This is a genomic window from Streptomyces collinus (assembly GCF_031348265.1).
In the GTDB taxonomy this organism is placed as follows: domain Bacteria; phylum Actinomycetota; class Actinomycetes; order Streptomycetales; family Streptomycetaceae; genus Streptomyces; species Streptomyces collinus.
In genome coordinates this window covers 8,647,874-8,666,058 of record NZ_CP133771.1, presented here as the reverse complement: position 1 = coordinate 8,666,058, position 18,185 = coordinate 8,647,874, and the positions used below count along the sequence as shown (strand labels likewise).

Here is an 18,185-nt window from a genome sequence, read left to right as displayed (position 1 = left end):
TCCCCCACCGGGCCGCCGAAGCCCGCCCTGGGACAGGCATCACCCGCAGCTTGCCTCCGACGCCGAGGAAAGGTCAGTGCCATGCCCGAGACAAAGACTCCCGCCACCGAACTGGCATCGCAGTACATCGCCCAGGTGACCGGCGATCTCGAAGCGAACCTCAAGGAGCAGGAACGTATCGGAACGGAAATCACCACCCTGCAGGAGCAGCTCGCCGCTCTCCAGCACGACCACGACGTGCTGAAGAGCATGCAGCAGGCCCTCGGCATCACAGCGCCTCCGAACGGGTCCGCAGCCGAGTCCGAGAGTGCCGTGCTGCCCTCCCCCCGTCGTAAGAAGGCAGGTCCGGCGGCCGGCGAGAAGCAGAAGGCGCGTCAGTCGACCGCCACGCCGGCGAAGAAGGCAGCCAGGAAGCCGGCAGCCGGTAAGCCCGCAGCCGAGAAGCCGGCCGTTGCGAAGCCCGCGGCCAAGAAGCCCGCGGCCAAGTCGACGGACAGCGCCAAGGCGCCCGAGCCCACCCTGGTCGAGCTCATCCGCCGCCATCTCGCCGAGCAGAAGGAACCGCGCTCCGCGGCGGAGATCTCCACCGCGCTCGGTGAGGCCCACCCCCACCGCGGCATCGCGGCCAAGGTCGTGCGCGTCACGCTCGAAGGACTCGTGGCCAAGAGCCAGGCCGAGCGCTCCAAGCAGGGCAGGTCCGTCTTCTACACCGCCCCTGCCTCGGAGCCGGCGGCTGCGTCCGAGACCGAAGCTCAGCCCCAGGGCGCAGACAACTGACAGTGCGTCCGGCCCTCGAACGCGCCGCGGCGGACTCGGCGCCTCACGCCAGGGCCTGCACGGCGTAGAGGAATCCCAGGCCTGTAGCCAGGCCGCCGAGGAGGAGGCGCAGGCACGTCTCCGGCAGGCAGGGCTGCAGGCGGGCGCCGATGCAGTCGCCGACCAGACCGCCCAGTCCGCCGGCCCGCCCAGTCCGCCGACCCGCCCAGTCGCAGGCGAGCCCGAGCCACCCGTCGGGTGCGACGTCACTCACGCCGGTCAGGGAGAGCAGCGCATACGCACCGGCGCCGACCAGAGGTGGCGAACGTCGCGGAACGGCCATGGCCCGGACCGAGGGTGCGGACACACAGCCACACGCCGAGCGGCAGGAGCAGGGCGGCGATCAGGAGCCGGAAGACGCCTGGTCCGGGACCACGCGGGGCATGGGCCGGCTTCGTACGCCGCGTGCGTTCCGCAACCGACAAGCGCTCCGTCCTGGTCGAGCCCGCCGCCGGGCAGCGCGCCCAGCGCCCCGATCGAGGCCTGCCGCCGTCTTGACAACCCCTGAAGCCACGGGAAAGGCTGTTGCACATAGAGAGTCCAGTTGCTCAATAGGAAACGGGAGCCCGCTCGTGGCCATCTCCGTCTTCGACCTCTTCTCCATCGGCATAGGGCCGTCCAGCTCACACACCGTCGGCCCCATGCGCGCGGCCGGCATGTTCGCGGGACGACTGAAGGAGGAAGGGCTCCTCGCCCGCACGGCAGCGGTGCGGGCCGAGCTCTTCGGTTCCCTCGGCGCCACCGGACACGGCCACGGCAGCCCCAAGGCGGTGCTGCTCGGCCTGGAGGGCAACGAGCCGCACACGGTGGACGTGGCCGAGGCCGCGCGGGACGTCGAGCGGATCACCTCGACGGGGCGGCTGCGACTGCTGGGCCGCGAGCTCGGGGATGCCCACGAGATCGGCTTCGACGCGGCCGGCCAGTTGGTGCTGCACCGCCGCCGTTCGCTGCCGTACCACGCCAACGGCATGACGTTGTTCGCGTACGACGCCGAAGGCACATCGCTGCTGGAGAAGGCGTACTACTCGGTCGGCGGCGGGTTCGTCGTCGACGAGGACGCGATCGGCGCGGACCGGGTCAAGCTGGACGACACCGTGCTCAAGTACCCGTTCACCAGCGGTGACGAGCTGCTGCGGCTGACCCGGGAGACGGGCCTGTCGATCTCGGCGCTGATGCTGGAGAACGAACTGGCCTGGCGCGGCGAGAAGGAGATCCGTACCGGCCTGCTGGAGATCTGGCGGGTGATGCGGGAGTGCGTCGCGAGCGGACTGTCCTGTGAGGGGATTCTGCCGGGCGGGCTGAAGGTCCGCCGCCGGGCCACCGCCGTGGCCAAGGCGCTGCGGGCCGACGGCGATCCGGCCGGACGGGCACTGGAGTGGGTGACCCTCTACGCCATGGCGGTCAACGAGGAGAACGCCGCCGGCGGCCGCGTGGTCACCGCCCCGACCAACGGGGCCGCCGGCATCATCCCGGCCGTCCTGCACTACTACGTCAACTTCGTCCATGGAGCCGACGACGACGCAGTCGTGAGGTTCCTGCTGGCGGCCGGTGCCATCGGCCTGCTGTTCAAGGAGAACGCCTCCATCTCCGGCGCCGAGGTCGGCTGTCAGGGCGAGGTCGGTGCCGCCTGCTCGATGGCCGCGGGCGGCCTCGCGGAGGTCCTCGGCGGTTCACCGGAGCAGGTGGAGAACGCCGCCGAGATCGGCATGGAGCACAACCTGGGTCTGACGTGCGATCCGGTCGGCGGCCTGGTCCAGATCCCGTGTATCGAGCGGAACGGCATGGCGGCGGTCAAGGCCGTCACCGCGGCGCGGATGGCCCTGCGGGGCGACGGCCGCCACCACGTCTCCCTGGACAAGGTCATCAAGACCATGAAGGAGACCGGCGCCGACATGAAGGTCAAGTACAAGGAGACGGCCCGTGGCGGGCTTGCGGTCAACGTCATCGAGTGCTGACGAAGCAGCGGCCGGGCCCGCGTCGGCGGTGCGCGAGCGGGAGTGACCGGCAGGCCGGTCAGCGTGCCGGTTCCAGCCGGACCACGATCGACTTGGACGTCGGCGTGTTGCTGATGTCCGCGGTGGAGTCCAGCGGGACGAGGACGTTGGTCTCGGGGAAGTAGGCGGCGCAGCAGCCACGCGGGGTGGGATAGGCGACGGTCCGGAAAGCGGGGGCCCGGCGTTCGACCCCGTCGGAGAACTCGCTGACGATGTCGACCGGTTCGCCGTCGGCCAGGCCCTGTGCGGCGAGGTCGTCCGGGTGAATGAAGAGCACTCTGCGGCCCTGGTGGATGCCGCGGTAGCGGTCGTCCAGGCCGTAGATGGTGGTGTTGTACTGGTCGTGCGAGCGGATGGTCTGGAGGAGGAGCCGCCCCGGCGGAACCCGCAGCAGGTCCAGCCGGTTGACGGTGAAGTTGGCCAGTCCGGTACGGGTGGGGAAGCGGCGCTCGTCGCGGGGCGGGTGCGGCAGGGCGAAGCCGCCCGGCGCCCGCACCCGGGCGTTGAAGTCCTCGAAGCCGGGGATCACCCGGGCGATGCGGTCCCGGATCCGGTCGTAGTCCGCCTCGAAGTCCGCCCAGGGCACGTGTGGACCGTCGCTCGCGAGGGCCGCGTGAGCCATCCGGCAGATGATCGCGACCTCGCTCAGCAACGCGTCGGAGGCGGGTGCCAGACGGCCGCGCGAGAGGTGCACCATGCCCATGGAGTCCTCCACCGTCACCTGTTGCTCTCCGGCGGGCCGGAGGTCGGCTTCGGTGCGGCCCAGGCAGGGCAGGATGAGGGCCTGGCGGCCGGCCACCGCGTGGGACCGGTTGAGCTTGGTGGAGATCTGCACCGTGAGCTCGCAGGTGCGCAGCGCGCGCTCGGTCAGGTCGGTGTCGGGCGCGGCGGAGACGAAGTTGCCGCCGAGGGCGACGAGACCCGTACCTGCCCGTCCCGCATGGCCCGGATGGTCTCCACCGCGTCGTGGCCGTGGGGGCGCGGCGGCTCGAAGCCGAACTCCGCGCCGAGCGCGTCGAGGAAGGCGGCGTCCGGCTTCTCGTGGATGCCCATCGTCCGGTCGCCCTGGACGTTGGAGTGGCCGCGCACGGGGCAGAGTCCGGCGCCGGGGCGTCCGATGTTGCCGCGCAGGAGCAGGAAGTTGACGACGTCGCGGATGGTCGGCACCGAGTGGCGGTGCTGGGTGAGGCCCATGGCCCAGCAGACGACGATTTTCTCGGCCGCCAGGACCTCCTGGAACGCCTCCCGGATCTGCTGCGCCGGCAGGCCGGTGGCCTCCAGGACGTCGTCCCAGGACGTCTTGCGGGCCTGGCCGGCGAAGTCGTCGAAGCCGTGGGTGTGCGCGGTGATGAAGTCGTGGTCGAGGACCGTGCCGGGGGCTTCGTCCTCCGCCTCCAGGAGCATGCGGTTGAAGGCCTGGAAGAGGGCCTGGTCGCCGCCGAGCCTGATCTGCAGGAAGAGGTCAGTGAGCTGGGTGCCGCTCCCCAGGACGCCGGAGGGCCGCTGGGGGTTCTTGAAGCGCAGCAGGCCCGCTTCGGGGAGGGGGTTGACCGAGATGATCCGGGCTCCCCGGTCCTTGGCGGTTTCGAGTGCCGAGAGCATCCGGGGGTGGTTGGTGCCCGGGTTCTGTCCGACGACGAGGATCAGGTCGGCCTCGTACAGGTCCTCCAGCCGGACGCTGCCCTTGCCGATGCCGATGGTCTCGGTCAGGGCCGAACCGCTCGACTCGTGGCACATGTTGGAGCAGTCGGGCAGGTTGTTGGTGCCGAGGAGCCGGACGAAGAGCTGGTAGACGAAGGCGGCCTCGTTGCTCGCCCGGCCGGAGGTGTAGAAGGCCGCCTGGTCCGGTGAGTCGAGTGCGCGCAGTTCCCGGGCGACGACGGCGAACGCCTCGTCCCAGGAGACCGGCCGGTAGTGGTCGCTGCCGGCGGGGCGGTACATGGGGTGGGTGAGGCGGCCCTGCTGGCCGAGCCAGTAGTCACTACGCCCGGCGAGCTGCGAAAGGGTGTGCTCGGCGAAGAAGCCGGGGCCGACCCTGCGCAGGGTGGCCTCTTCGGCCACCGCCTTGGCGCCGTTCTCGCAGAACTCGGCGCGGTGGCGGTGCCCCGGCTCGGGCCAGGCGCATCCGGGGCAGTCGAAGCCCGACTTCTGGTTGACGCTCAGCAGGGTGAGCAGACTGCGGCGGGCGCCCATCTGCGCGTGGGCGTGGCGCAGGGAGGACGTGACCGCGGGGAGGCCCGCGGCGTGGTCCTGGGGCGGGCCCACCCGAAGGCGGGAGTCATCGGGGTCCTCGGCGGGTGCTTTGCGGGCCATCGGCTAGCGCTCCGCGAGATTCGCGCGGGTGCCGAGGCGGTCCTGGACCCAGTCGTGGAACTCGCCGATGTGGTGCTCGCTGGGCACCAGGACGCCGCCCTTGGCGTACAGCCGGGAGCTCATGGCCGGCTGGCAGCGCTCGCAGGCGTCGAAGTCCTGCCGGTTGACCCGGTCGAACAGCTCCACGGACCGGCTGACGTCCCGGCCGCTCTCCACCACGCCCTTCAGGTACAGCCAGTCGCACTCGACGATCGTGCGGTCGACCGCGACCGGGAACATCCGGTGGAAGATCACGTGGTCGGGAACGAGGTTGATGAACACCTGAGGGCGCACCGTGATGGCGTAGTAGCGGCGGTCCTGTTCCTCGGTGACGCCCGGGATGCGGTCCAGGCCCTCCGAGCCGTCCACGGTGAAGCCCTGGACGTCCGTGCCGAACTCGGCGCCGTGCCCCACGTAGAACTGCGCCGCGTAGCCGTCGGCGAACTCCGGAAGCACCTCCGTCAGCTCCGGGTGGATGGTCGCGCAGTGGTAGCACTCCATGAAGTTCTCGATGATCAGCTTCCAGTTGGCCCGGACGTCGTAGACGATCCGCCGGCCGACCTCCAGGCTCTCGACGTCGTACCGTTCGATGGACTCGACGTCGCCCAGGCGCGCGACCACGTCGGCGATCACGGACTCCTCGAACGGCGGCGGGTTCTCGGCGAGGCACACCCACACATAGCCGAGCCACTCGCGTACCGCCACGCTCGCCAGGCCGTACTCGGTACGGCCGATGTCGGGCATCTTGGTCAGGTTCGGGGCCGCGACGAGTTTGCCGTTCAGGTCGTACGTCCAGGCGTGGTACGGGCACTGGAAGGCCCGCTTCACCTCACCGGACTCCTGCGTGCAGAGCTTCGCGCCCCGGTGCCGGCACACGTTGAAGAAGGCCTTGACGGAGCCGTCCCGCGAGCGGGTCAGCAGGACGCTCTCCCGTCCGACGTCCACCGTCCGGAACGCACCCGGCTTCGACAGCTCCGACGAGCGTGCCGCGCAGAACCACATGGACTCGAAGATGTGCTCCTGCTCCAGGCGGAAGATCTCCGGGTCGGTGTAGTGGTCGCCGGGAAGGGTCGCGATCAGGCTGTCCGGCAGGCCGGTCGTAGTCATGGTTCACCTCGGAGTGAAGCGCCCCGGTCGGGCGAGTGGTTGCCTCATACGCAACGGACCTCTTGCTACGCAACTCACAGTGCAGTCCGCCCGAAGCACTGTCAAGACCTTGACCCCGGGCCGCCGGAGCCGGGACCATGTTGCGTATCAGTCCCACTGTTGCGCAATACGCACTTCCCTCAGGGAGGGCTCAGTGTCTCTTGGACCCACCACCGGCCGTGAGTTCGTCCTCACTCTGTCGTGCCCCGACCGCTCGGGCCTCGTCCACGCCGTCACCGGCTTCCTCGTCCGGCACTCCGGGAACATCCAGGAGAGCCAGCAGTTCGACGACCGGCTCAAGGACCGCTTCTTCATGCGGGTGCACTTCGACGTCACGGACCCGGCCATGACGCTGGAGGACCTGAAGTCCGGCTTCGCCCCGGTGGCGGAGGCGTACCGCATCTCCTGGCAGCTGTACGAGGCGTCCACCCCGACGCGCACGCTGATCATGGTGTCGAAGTTCGGGCACTGCCTGAACGACCTGCTCTTCCGCTGCCGTACGGGCGCGCTGAACATCGAGGTACCGGCGATCGTCTCCAACCACCGGGACTTCGAGCCGCTCGCCGAGAGCTACGGGATCCCGTTCCACCACGTGCCCGTCACCCGGGAGACGAAGCCCGACGCGGAGGCGCGGCTGCTGGAGCTCGTCGACGAGCTGGACATCGACCTGGTCGTCCTCGCCCGCTACATGCAGATCCTCTCGAACGACCTGTGCAAGCAGCTCGAAGGCCGGGCGATCAACATCCACCACTCGTTCCTGCCGAGCTTCAAGGGCGCCCGGCCCTACGTCCAGGCGCACGAGCGCGGCGTCAAGCTCGTCGGGGCGACGGCCCACTACGTCACCCCGGACCTCGACGAGGGGCCGATCATCGAGCAGGACGTCGTCCGGGTGAGCCACTCACAGGGACCGGACAGCCTGGTCGCCCTGGGACGTGACGTCGAAGCGCAGGTCCTGGCGCGGGCGGTGGAATGGCACAGCCAGAGCCGCATCATGGTCAACGACAACCGTACGGTCGTCTTCCGCTGAGGAAAACGGCCTCCACCCCCTCACACCCGTTGACCATTTCGCCTAGGGTTTCGCCATGAGCAACTACGGTGCCGAGTCCGCAGGCGCTCCGAGTGGCGGAGTGCAGTCCGTTGACCGTGCTGTCGCCGTGCTGGAGATCCTCGCCCAGCACGGCGAGGCGGGCGTGAGCGAAGTGGCCGCGGCGATCGACGTCCACAAGTCCACCGCTTTCCGTCTGCTCGGCGCGCTGGAAGCGCACGGGATGGTCGAGCAGGAGAGCGAGCGCGGAAAGTACCGTCTCGGCTTCGGAGTCGTGCGCCTTGCCGGCGCGGTGACGGGCCGTATCGCCGTCACCCGGCACGGACGGGGCATCTGCGAGCGTCTCGTCGACGACGTGGGCGAGACGATGAACATCGCCGTGCTCGAGTCCCACCACGCGATCAACCTCTACCAGGTGCGCAGCACCTCGGCCATCGCCGCGCAGAACTGGGTGGGGCGGCAGACGCCGCTGCACTGCACGTCGAGCGGCAAGATCCTCCTCGCCCACCTCGACAAGAAGGACCGCGACGAGCTGCTCACCGACACCGGCCTGCCCCGTATGACACCGCGCACGGTGACCTCCCGGAAGAAGCTGGAGGCGGACCTCGCCCTGGCCCGTGAGCAGGGCTACGCCATCACGATGGAGGAGTACGAGGAGGGCCTCAACGCCCTCTCCGCGCCCGTGCGTTCCGACGAGGGCGAGGTCATCGCCGCCCTCAGCGCGTCGGGGCCGGCCTTCCGGCTGACCGAGGAGCGGATGCACGACCTGGCCCGGGTTCTCGTCGCGGGAGCGGACGAGCTCAGCCGCCGTCTCGGCTACACGGGCTGAGGCGCGGCCGGATCGCTGGCCAGGGCAGGGCCGGCACCAGGAAAGCGGCGGTCGGAGAACCGGTATCCGGTTCTCCGACCGCCGCTTTCGCGGTGCCCGGTTTCAGCCCGTCCACTCCACGGCAGCGTCCAGCAGCCAGTCCGTCAGATAGCCGGCGAAGGAGGAGCGGACCAGTACCCAGAACCCGGCCCTCGGGTCGTCACGGGCCACCAGGACGACCTGCGTGCGGCCCAGGGTCGTCTGGGCGCAACGGCCCGGGCCGAAGACGCGCGGGTGCAGGTCGAGCGAGCAGCCGTGGGCCAGCAGGTCGTGGGCGCGGGGGCCGGCGACGAGGAGCGTGGTGCGCTGAGCGGAAACGTCGACGACGGACACGGGCTCGTCACCGGCGGCCTCACGGATCCGGCTCTCCAGCCCGCGCCGGCCGCCCGGCGGGCCCACCACGAGCCATTCGTCGGGGCCGAGCCACAGCGCGGTCAGCTCTCCGGCGCGGACGACGGTGCCGGGCTCGACGGGCAGTTGCAGGCCCAGCGCCAGCCCCACGGCGTCCGCCGCCGCTCCCTTGGGATCGAGGCGGACGTTGAACTGGGTCAGGAAGGGGAGTTCGGCCAGCCGGACGGCACCCCCGGAGGTACGGGTCGCGGCGGCCAGCCGGTCCGCGGCGTGCGACAGGGGGCTGCGGAGCGGGGCGGTAAGGGCGGTGTCAGCCATCGCGGCGGGCTCCCTCGGGGTCGTAGAGGACGGGGCTCGCGACGGTCACCGGGACCAGCCGGTCACCGACGGGGGCGTAGAGGCGCTCACCGATGCGCTCGCGTCCGCCCTTGACCAGCGCGAGCGCGAAGGTCCGGCCGAGGGCCGCGCTGCGGTAGCTGGAGGTGACATGGCCGAGCATCGGAACGGGGGGCGCGGGCAACACGCTGTCGGCGACCAGGTGCGTGCCCTCGGGGAGGAACGTGCCCGGGTCCTCCGGGAGCAGACCGACCAGGTGTTTGCGGTCGGGGCGGACGGTGTCGGCGCGGGCGAAGGACCGCTTGCCGATGAAGTCGGGCTTCTTCTTCGACACTGCCCAGCTCATGCCGAGATCCTGCGGTGTCACCGTGCCGTCGGTGTCCTGGCCGACGATCGGATAGCCCTTCTCCGCGCGCAGGACGTGCATCGTCTCCGTGCCGTACGGCGTGATGCCGTACGGGGCGCCCGCCGCGTACAGCGCCTCCCAGAGGGCGAGGGCCTCCCAGGGCGACACGTTGATCTCGTAGGCCAGTTCGCCGGAGAAGCTGATCCGGCACACCCTGGCCTCGATGCCCGCGACCGTCGTGTCCCGCCACGCCATGAACGGGAAGTCGTCCTGGGCCACAGCCAGTTGCGGTGCGAGCGAGCCGAGGACCTCGCGGGACTTCGGACCGACCAGTGCGACGGTGGCCCACTGTTCGGTCACGGAGGTGCAGTGGACCTTCAGCTCGGGCCACTCGGTCTGGAGCCACTCCTCCATCCAGTCCAGCACGGTGGCGGCGTTGCCCGTCGTGGTGGTGACCAGGTAGCGGTCCTGGTCGAGGCGGATGACGGTGCCGTCGTCGAAGACCATCCCGTCCGGGCGGCACATTACGCCGTAGCGGATCATGCCGACCTTCAGGGTGCTCATCATGTTGGTGTAGAGCAGGTCGAGGAAGGCGGCGGCGTCCGGGCCCTGGACGTCGATCTTGCCGAGGGTGGAGGCGTCCATGAAGGCGACGCCCTCGCGGGCGGCGGCGCATTCGCGCAGCACGGCCGTCTCCATGTCCTCACCGTCCTGCGGGTAGTACCAGGGCCGCTTCCACTGGCCGACGTTCTCGAAGAGAGCGCCGTGCCCGACGTGCCACTCGTGCAGGGCGGTCGTGCGGACCGGGTCGCTCAGCACGCCGCGGTGGCGGCCGGCCAGTGCGGCGAAGGAGACGGGGGTGTACGGGGGCCGGAACGTGGTCGTGCCGAGCGCCGAGATGTCCACGCCGAGCAGTTCGGCGACGACGCCACTGGCCAGGACACCGGAGGTCTTGCCCTGGTCGTTGGCCGTGCCGGCCGTGGTGTAGCGCTTGGTGTGCTCCACCGAGCGCATTCCGGCACCGGTCGCCCGGGCGAGGTCGTCGACGGTGACGTCGCGTTGGAGGTCGACGAATTGCGGGGCGCCTGCACGGCCGGGGACGGTGAACACCGGCATGGACGGCGTCTGCGGCTGTGCCGCCACCTGCGGCAGGCGGGGCGCCTGCGAGGTGTAGCCCACGGCCTCGATGGCGCGGGCTCCCGCGCCCGCCCCCTGCGTGAGGACCCGGGCGAGGTCGAAGACGCCGCTCGCGGCGCCCGCGACCTCGACGGCCTGACGTGAGGAGTCGGGGACGAAGGTGCCGAGCTCCTCGTCGTGGCGGAGCCTGCCGCCGGCCTGGCTGAACAGGTGCGCGACCGGGTTCCAGCCGCCGGAGACCAGAAGCAGGTCGGCGGCGAACTCCCGTCGCCCCGTCGTCTCCCCGTACGGGGCGACCGTGACGGCGGTGAGACGGGGGGCGCCTTCCGTGGCCGTGACGGCGTGGCCCGTCAGCACCTCGATGCCGGCCCGGCGGGTGCGCTCGGCCCACTGCCCCGGCTCGGGACGGGTGTCGACCACGGCCTCGATGGCGACGCCTGCCGCGGCGAGGTCCATCGCCACCGCGTAGGCGCTGTCGTTGGTGGTGAAGACGACCGCGTGGCGGCCGGGCAGGACGCCGTGGCGGTTGACGTAGGCGCGGGCCGAGGCGGCCAGCATCACGCCGGGCCGGTCGTTGTCCGCGAAAGCCAGCGAGCGTTCGTGGGCGCCGGTGGCGAGGACGACGTGGCGGGCCCGGATGCGGTGAACGCGTTCCCGGGAGACGTTCTCGGGAGCCGCGGAGCCGAGGTGGTTGGTGCGACGCTCGACGGCGAGCAGGTGGTTGTCGTCGTAGTAGCCGAAGACCGTGGTGCGGCGCAGGACACGTACGTCCGGGGCGGCGTCGAGCAGGGCGGTCGTCTCGGCCACCCAGTCGAGGAGTTCGCCGGTGCCGAGGAGGCTGCCGCCGGGGTCCGGCTGGTCGTCGGCGAGGATGACGCGGGCGCCCGATCGGGCGGCGGCCGCGGCCGCGGCGAGGCCGGCCGGGCCGGCGCCGACGACCAGGAGGTCGCAGTGGGTGTGCACGGCGTCGTAGCGGGCCGGGTCCGGTTCGGTGGCCAGGCGGCCCTGTCCGGGGAGGCTGGTGGCGACGAGGCCGTCGTAGAGCTCGACGGCGGTGGCCGGGAGCATGGGCTCGGGGAACGGTTCCTCGATCTGGACGACCGCGTTGGGTTCCTCGACACCGGCCGCGAAGATGCCGCGGGGGCGGCCCCGTTTGATGCTGGTGCCGGTCTGGATGAGGCCGTTGGCGAGGAGGGCCGAGGCGAGGGTGTCGCCTCTGTAGCCCTGGTACTCCATGCCGTCGAAGGTGAAGGTGAGGGGCTCGTCGCGGTGGATGCGGCCTCGGGTGGGGTGGCGGAAGGGCTGGTTGTCCTCCCCCGCCCCGCCCCTTCCCGAAGCCAGGGGCTCTGCCCCCGGGCCCCGCTGGGGGCTCTGCCCCCGGACCCCCGTATCGGCCTGAACGACCTCGTCCTCAAGCGCCGGACAGGCTGCCTGCGCCGCACGTGCCTCGAGAACGGCCGGGCGCTCCTCCCCCGCCCGGTACACCGTCAGGATCTCGTTCGTCGATGTGTCCCGGACGGCGTTGAACCAGCGGCGGCAGCCCGCGGCGTGGCTCCAGCGCTCGGCGAAGGGGCCCCTCGGGTTGTCGCGGAAGAAGAGGTAGCGGGCCCACTCCTCGTCGGTGAGGGACGCCGGGGCCTCCGGGTACGGCACATGGGCCTGGCCGCCGTAGTGGAACTCGGCCTCGTCGCGAGGTCCGCACCACGGGCAGGGGATCAGCAGCATGGATCGGCTCCCAAAGCTTCCAGTGGTCCTAGTGGGCCACCGCGGCCGCGCCGTGCTCGTCGACGAGCGCGCCGGTGGTGAAACGGTCGAGCGAGAAGGGGGCGTTCAGCGGGTGCGGTGTGTCGTGGGCGATGGTGTGGGCGTAGACCCATCCGACCCCGGGGGTGGCCTTGAAACCGCCGGTTCCCCAGCCGCAGTTGAGGTAGAGGTTGTCCACCGGGCTGAGGCCGATGATCGGCGAGGCGTCGGGGCTGACGTCGACGATGCCGCCCCAGGTGCGCAGGACATGGGCGCGGGCGAAGACCGGGAAGAGTTCCAGGGCCGCCGCCATCTGCTCTTCGATGATGTGGAAGGCGCCGCGCTGGGTGTAGGAGTTGTACGCGTCGATGCCCGCGCCCATCACCAGCTCGCCCTTGTGGGCCTGGCTGACGTACACGTGGACGGCGTTGGACATGACGACCGTCGGGTGGACCGGCTCCAGCAGCTCCGACACGAGCGCCTGCAAGGGGTGGCTCTGCACGGGGAGTTCGATGCCCGCCATGGCCGCCAGGACCGAGGTGTGGCCCGCCGAGCAGAGGGCGACCTTGCCCGCGGCGATCGGGCCCCGGGTGGTCTGGACTCCGACCACCCGGTTGCCGGTCACGTCGAGGCCGGTGACCTCGCAGTTCTGGATGATGTCGATGCCGGCGGCGTCGGCGGAGCGGGCCAGGCCCCATGCGACGTGGTCGTGCTTGGCGATGCCCGCGCGCGGCTGGTAGGTGGCGCCCAGGACGGGGTAGCGCACGTCCTGGGAGATGTTGACGATCGGGCAGACGTCCTTGACGCCGTCCGCGTCGAGCCACTCGGCGTCCACGCCGTTGAGGCGGTTGGCCTCCACGCGGCGTACGCTGTCGCGGACGTCCTGGAGGCTGTGGGCGAGGTTCAGTACGCCGCGCTGGGAGAACAGGATCGGGTAGTCGAGCTCGTCCGTCAGCCCCTCCCACAGCTTGAGCGCGTGCTCGTAGATGCCGGCGCTCTCGTCCCAGAGGTAGTTGGAGCGGATGATCGTGGTGTTGCGGGCCATGTTGCCGCCCGCCAGCCAGCCCTTCTCCAGCACGGCGACGTTGGTGATGCCGTGGTTCTTCGCCAGGTAGTGGGCGGTGGCCAGGCCGTGTCCGCCGCCGCCGACGACGATGACGTCGTAGGAGCGCTTGGGCTCGGGGTTGCGCCACAGCCAGTCGGGGTGTTCGGGGAGCTCGGCGCCGGGGGTGCGGGGGCTCATCGGGCGTCTCCGTCCTCGGACAGGTGCGGGTAGAGCGGGTGCCTGGCCGCGAGGGCCTCGGTGCGGGCGCGCAGGGCGGTCACGTCCGGTTCCGGCTGGAGGGCGAGGGCGATGACGTCCGCGACCTCGGCGAAGTCCTCCTCGGTGAAGCCCCGGGTGGCCAGGGCGGGGGTGCCGATGCGCAGGCCCGAGGTGACCATGGGCGGGCGCGGGTCGAAGGGCACCGCGTTGCGGTTGACGGTGATGCCGATGTCGTGGAGGAGGTCCTCGGCCTGGCGGCCGTCCAGCTCGGAGTCGCGCAGGTCGACCAGGACGAGGTGGACGTCCGTGCCGCCGGTCAGCACCTTGACTCCGGCGGCTGCCGCGTCCGCCCGGGTGAGGCGTCCGGCGAGGATGCGGGCCCCGGCGAGCGTGCGGGCCTGGCGTTCGGCGAACTCCGGTGTCGCGGCGACCTTGAACGACACCGCCTTCGCGGCGATGACGTGTTCCAGAGGGCCGCCCTGCATGCCGGGGAAGACCGCCGAGTTGATCTTCTTGGCGAGGTCGGCCTCGTTGGTGAGGATGACGCCGCCGCGCGGACCGCCGAGAGTCTTGTGCGTCGTCGTGGTCGTGACATGGGCGTGCGGTACGGGGCTCGGGTGCAGTCCGGCCGCCACCAGCCCGGCGAAGTGCGCCATGTCGACCATCAGCAGGGCGCCCACCTCGTCGGCGATCCTGCGGAAGGCCGCGAAGTCCAGCTGCCGGGGGTACGCCGACCAGCCCGCGATGATCATCTTGGGGCGGTGTTCCTTGGCGAGCTGCTCGACCTCGTCCATGTCGACGAGGTTGTCCGCCTCGGACACGTGGTACGGCACGACGTTGAGCATCTTGCCGCTGTAGTTGATGCGCATGCCGTGCGTGAGGTGTCCGCCGTGCGCGAGGTCGAGGCCGAGGACGGTGTCGCCGGGCTGGAGGAGGGCGAAGAAGACGGCGGTGTTCGCCTGGGCGCCCGAGTGCGGCTGGACGTTGGCGAAGCCGGCCCCGAACAGGGACTTGATGCGCTCGATGGCCAGCCGCTCGGTGACGTCGACGTGTTCGCAGCCGCCGTAGTAGCGGCGGCCCGGGTAGCCCTCGGCGTACTTGTTGGTCGCGACCGAACCCTGGGCCTCCATCACGGCGGAGGGCGCGAAGTTCTCGGAGGCGATCATCTCCAGAGTCGACTGCTGGCGGTGCAGCTCGGCGCGGAGCGCGGCGTGGACCTCGGGGTCCAGCTCCGCCAGGGGGGTGTTCAGCGCGTTCATACGGCGTTCGCGTTCCTCTCGGCGGCCTCGACGACATTGGCGAGCAACATGGCACGGGTCATGGGGCCCACGCCCCCGGGCATCGGCGCGAGCCATCCGGCGACCTGGGCGGCGTCCGGGTGGATGTCTCCGACCAGGCCCTGGTCGGTGCGGGTGATGCCGACGTCCAGGACGACCGCGCCGGGGCGCAGCATGTCCTTGGTGATCAGTCCGGGCGAGCCGGCGGCCGCGACGACGATGTCCGCCTCGCGTACGTGCCAGGCCAGGCCCTTCGTTCCGGTGTGGCAGAGGGTGACGGTGGCGTTCTCGGAGCGGCGGGTGAGCAGGAGCCCGATCGGACGTCCGACGGTGATGCCCCGCCCGATCACACACACGCGGGCTCCGGCGAGCGGCACGTCGTACCGACGGAGCAGTTCGACGATGCCGCGCGGGGTGCAGGGCAGCGGCGCCTCGACGCCGAGGACGAGGCGGCCGAGGTTGACGGGGTGCAGTCCGTCGGCGTCCTTGGCCGGGTCCATGCGCTCCAGTACGGCGTTGGCATCGAGTTGGCGGGGCAGCGGGAGCTGAACGATGTAGCCGGTGCAGGCGGGGTCGGCGTTGAGCTCGTCGATCGTCTCCTCGACCTGCTGCTGAGAGGCGTCGGCGGGCAGCTCCCGCCTGAGGGAGGCGATGCCCACCTGGGCGCAGTCCCGGTGCTTGCCACCGACGTAGGCACGACTGCCGGGGTCGTCACCGACCAGGACGGTACCGAGGCCAGGCGCCCGGCCCGTGGTCGCGACCAACTTGGCCACGCGCTCTGCGAGTTCACTGCGGATGGCGGAGGCAGTGGCCTTGCCGTCGAGGATCTGTGCGGTCACCTGGGGTGTTCCTTCCAACGAAGCTGTGGTGGAACGGGCGTGAGGGGCGCGGGGCTGTGTCGATCAGCGGCTCTGCCGCGGGGCGCGACAAGCCACGACGCAGCCGCAGACGAGAACTCAGCCACGAAGCCGGGACATCGTCGGGTCGAACAACGGCTCCTCGGCGACGACCGCCTCGACGGACTGGTCGAAGTACCCGATGTGCACGACGGTCCCCGGGTCGGCCAGCTCCACCGGCAGCCACGCATAGGCGATGCCCTTGCCGATGGTGTAGCCATACGCGGCACTGGTGACGTACCCCACCGCGCAGTCCCCGTCGTACACCGGCTCCTTGCCCATGACGACGGCCTCGGGGTCGTCGATCGTGAGACAGGTCAGCTTGCGCCGGACATCGGCCTTGCGCCGCTCCAGCGCCGCCTTCCCGACGAAGTCCTCCTTGTCGAGCTTCACGGCGAAGCCGACACCGGCCTCGTACGGGTCGTGTTCGTACGTCATGTCCGTGCCGAAGGACCGGTAGCCCTTCTCCAGCCGGAGACTGTTGAAGGCGCCCCGCCCGGCCGCGATCCCGCCCAGCGGCTCGGCGGCGCGCCACAGCGTGTCCCACAGCTTCTGGCCCAGGTCGGCGGTGGTGTACAGCTCCCAGCCGAGCTCGCCGACGTACGACAGGCGCATCGCGGTGACGGGCACGGAGCCGATGTGGGCGCGCTTGGCGCGGAAGTACTTCAGGCCGGTCGCGGAGAAGTCGGCGTCGGTGAGCGGCTGGAGAACGTCGCGGGCGCGCGGCCCCCACAGGCCGATGCAGCAGGTGCCGGGGGTGATGTCGCGGACCTGGACCGTGCCGTCGGCGGGGAGGTGCCGGGTGAACCAGTCGAGGTCCAGGTTGCCGTTGGCGCCGACCTGGAAGAGGTCGGGGGCCAGCCGGGCGACGGTGACGTCGCTGCGGATGCCGCCGTCGTGGTCGAGGAGCAGCGTGTACGTCACCGAGCCGACGGACTTGGCGACCTTGCCGGTGCACAGCAGCTCCAGGAACTCGCCGGCGCCGCGCCCGCTGACCTCCAGCCGCTTGAGGGCCGTCATGTCGTACATCGCGACGGTCTCGCGGGTGGTCTGGGCCTCGGCGGCGACGATGGGCGACCAGTACCGTGCGGCCCAGTCGTTGGGGGTGACGATGGAACGGCCGTCGACCAGGCCTGCGTTGGCCTCGTACCACTGGGGCCGCTCCCAGCCGCTCGCCTCCAGGAAGAAGGCGCCCAGCTCCTGCTGGCGGGTGTGGAACGGGCTGGTGCGGATCGGGCGCGGGTCGCCCGACGGCTGGAGGGGGTGGAGGATGTCGTAGACCTCGACGAAGTTCTGGCAGTCGCGGGCCAGTACGTACTCCGGCGAGAGCTGGTGCGGCTCGAAGCGGTTGACGTCGCACTCGTGCAGGTCGAACGAGGAGCAGTAGCCGTCGACCAGCCACTCGGCCATGGCCCGCCCGACACCTGCGGAGTGCGTGACCCAGACGGCCTCGGCGACCCAGAAGCCCTTGACGTCCGGGGATTCGCCGAGCAGCGGCAGGCCGTCGGTGGTGAAGGAGAACAGGCCGTTGATGCCTTCCTCGACCTTGGCGTCCTTCGTCGCGGGGAGCAGTGACTGTGTCTCGGCCCAGGCCTCCTCGAAGTCCTCCTCGGTGAACTTCAGGACGGAGGGCATCTCGTCGGACTGGTCCACGGAAAGGATGTCGTCGGCGGAGATCGGCATCGGGCGGTGGCCGTAGTAGCCGATGCCCAGGCCGTCGAAGCGGTCGCGGTAGTAGAGGTCGGCGTCCTGGTGGCGCAGGATCGGACGCACCGCCTCCTGCGTCTGTCCGGCCAGGGCGGGCACCGGGCCCGTCCAGGCGAGCTGGTGGGCGAGTGGGGTGAGCGGGAGGTTCATGCCGGCCATGCGGGCGATCTTCGGGCCCCAGATGCCGGCGCAGCACACGACGATGTCGGCGGGGATCTCACCCTGGTCGGTCAGGACGCCGGTCACCTCGCCCTCGGCCTGCCGGACGTCGAGGACTTCATGGCGGGCGAGGAAGCGGACGCCGCGCTCGGTGGCCCGGCGGATCTGGGCCTCGACGGCGAGGACCGCCTTGGCGAGGCCGTCCGTCGGCACGTGCAGGCCGGCGAGGACCTTGTCCGGGTCGACGAGCGGGTGCTGTGCGACGCACTCCTCGGTGTTCAGCAGGCGGGACTCGATGCCCCAGGAGGCGAGCCAGCCGTGGCGCCGTTGGAGTTCGGTGACGCGCTCCGGGCTGGTGGCCACCTCCAGGCCGCCGACCTGGAGGAAGCAGGGCTGCCCGTCGACGTCGAGGGAGCAGAACTTCTCGACGGTGTAACGGGCCATCTCGGTCATGGTCTTGGAGGGGTTGGTCTGGAAGACCAGGCCCGGGGCGTGCGACGACGAGCCCCCGGTGGCGGGCAGTGGGCCCTGGTCGACCACGGTCACTTCGGTCCAGCCGCGCGCGGAGATCTCGTCGGCGAGCGCCGCCCCCACGACGCCCGCTCCGATGATGACCACCCGGGGTCCCGCCATCGCCGCACCTCCGACGTTGAAAGCGATCCAGTTGCTGTCTACGCAACAGGGTTCAGGTTGCGCAACTCAATGTGCCCGCCGTGCATCGGCGTGTCAAGGGGTCCGCGACGCCGGA

At 70.8% G+C, this 18,185-nt stretch carries 11 protein-coding genes and 2 pseudogenes; 4 read left to right on the top strand and 9 right to left on the bottom strand.

The features are described from left to right. Positions 1-81: 81 nt before the first annotated feature. Positions 82-777: a hypothetical protein gene (locus RFN52_RS39105; protein ID WP_184853634.1), complete on the top strand. Its 696-nt coding sequence runs from the start codon at positions 82-84 to the stop codon at positions 775-777. A gap of 43 nt (positions 778-820) precedes the next feature. On the opposite strand, the pseudogene RFN52_RS39100 reads toward RFN52_RS39105, so the two are convergent. Beyond that, positions 821-1,187, bottom strand: a pseudogene (locus RFN52_RS39100) (sulfite exporter TauE/SafE family protein); the annotation flags it as partial. A 201-nt stretch (positions 1,188-1,388) separates the two neighbouring features. Between RFN52_RS39100 and RFN52_RS39095 the strand changes: the two are divergent. Further along, positions 1,389-2,771, top strand: a complete 1,383-nt coding sequence (locus RFN52_RS39095; protein WP_184853633.1) for an L-serine ammonia-lyase — start codon at positions 1,389-1,391, stop codon at positions 2,769-2,771. A 58-nt stretch (positions 2,772-2,829) separates the two neighbouring features. On the opposite strand, the pseudogene RFN52_RS39090 reads toward RFN52_RS39095, so the two are convergent. Continuing rightward, positions 2,830-5,123 (bottom strand): annotated as a pseudogene (locus RFN52_RS39090) (FdhF/YdeP family oxidoreductase). 3 nt (positions 5,124-5,126) lie between these two features. Further along, positions 5,127-6,269 carry an aromatic ring-hydroxylating oxygenase subunit alpha gene (locus tag RFN52_RS39085; RefSeq protein ID WP_184853632.1) on the bottom strand — a complete coding sequence of 381 codons (1,143 nt, stop codon included), beginning with the start codon at positions 6,267-6,269 and terminating at the stop codon, positions 5,127-5,129. A gap of 193 nt (positions 6,270-6,462) precedes the next feature. Here RFN52_RS39085 and purU point away from each other — a divergent pair, with 193 nt between their 5' ends. Further along, positions 6,463-7,335: a formyltetrahydrofolate deformylase gene (gene purU / locus RFN52_RS39080; protein WP_184853631.1), complete on the top strand. Its 873-nt coding sequence runs from the start codon at positions 6,463-6,465 to the stop codon at positions 7,333-7,335. Between the two features lie 55 nt (positions 7,336-7,390). Beyond that, a complete protein-coding gene (locus tag RFN52_RS39075) occupies positions 7,391-8,182 on the top strand; it encodes an IclR family transcriptional regulator (RefSeq protein WP_184853630.1) in 792 nt (263 codons plus the stop codon). A gap of 102 nt (positions 8,183-8,284) precedes the next feature. On the opposite strand, the gene RFN52_RS39070 is transcribed toward RFN52_RS39075, so the two are convergent. The 6 genes from RFN52_RS39070 to RFN52_RS39045 all read right to left on the bottom strand — a co-directional run bounded on the left by RFN52_RS39070 (position 8,285) and on the right by RFN52_RS39045 (position 18,070). Continuing rightward, positions 8,285-8,890, bottom strand: a complete 606-nt coding sequence (locus RFN52_RS39070) for a sarcosine oxidase subunit gamma (protein WP_184853629.1) — start codon at positions 8,888-8,890, stop codon at positions 8,285-8,287. Continuing rightward, positions 8,883-12,116 carry a sarcosine oxidase subunit alpha family protein gene (locus RFN52_RS39065; protein ID WP_184853628.1) on the bottom strand — a complete coding sequence of 1,078 codons (3,234 nt, stop codon included), beginning with the start codon at positions 12,114-12,116 and terminating at the stop codon, positions 8,883-8,885. Before RFN52_RS39065 ends, RFN52_RS39070 begins: the two co-directional genes overlap by 8 nt. Before the next feature lie 28 nt (positions 12,117-12,144). Beyond that, complete coding sequence (locus RFN52_RS39060; RefSeq protein ID WP_184853627.1) at positions 12,145-13,377, bottom strand: sarcosine oxidase subunit beta family protein; 1,233 nt, start codon at positions 13,375-13,377, stop codon at positions 12,145-12,147. After that, positions 13,374-14,657 (bottom strand): serine hydroxymethyltransferase, encoded by a 1,284-nt coding sequence (gene glyA, locus RFN52_RS39055; protein ID WP_184853626.1) that lies wholly within the window; start codon positions 14,655-14,657, stop codon positions 13,374-13,376. The genes RFN52_RS39060 and glyA overlap by 4 nt, the downstream gene beginning before the upstream one ends. Further along, a complete protein-coding gene (locus RFN52_RS39050) occupies positions 14,654-15,514 on the bottom strand; it encodes a bifunctional methylenetetrahydrofolate dehydrogenase/methenyltetrahydrofolate cyclohydrolase (RefSeq protein WP_184853625.1) in 861 nt (286 codons plus the stop codon). Before RFN52_RS39050 ends, glyA begins: the two co-directional genes overlap by 4 nt. A 117-nt stretch (positions 15,515-15,631) precedes the next feature. Beyond that, positions 15,632-18,070 carry a GcvT family protein gene (locus RFN52_RS39045; protein WP_184853624.1) on the bottom strand — a complete coding sequence of 813 codons (2,439 nt, stop codon included), beginning with the start codon at positions 18,068-18,070 and terminating at the stop codon, positions 15,632-15,634. Positions 18,071-18,185: the final 115 nt, after the last annotated feature.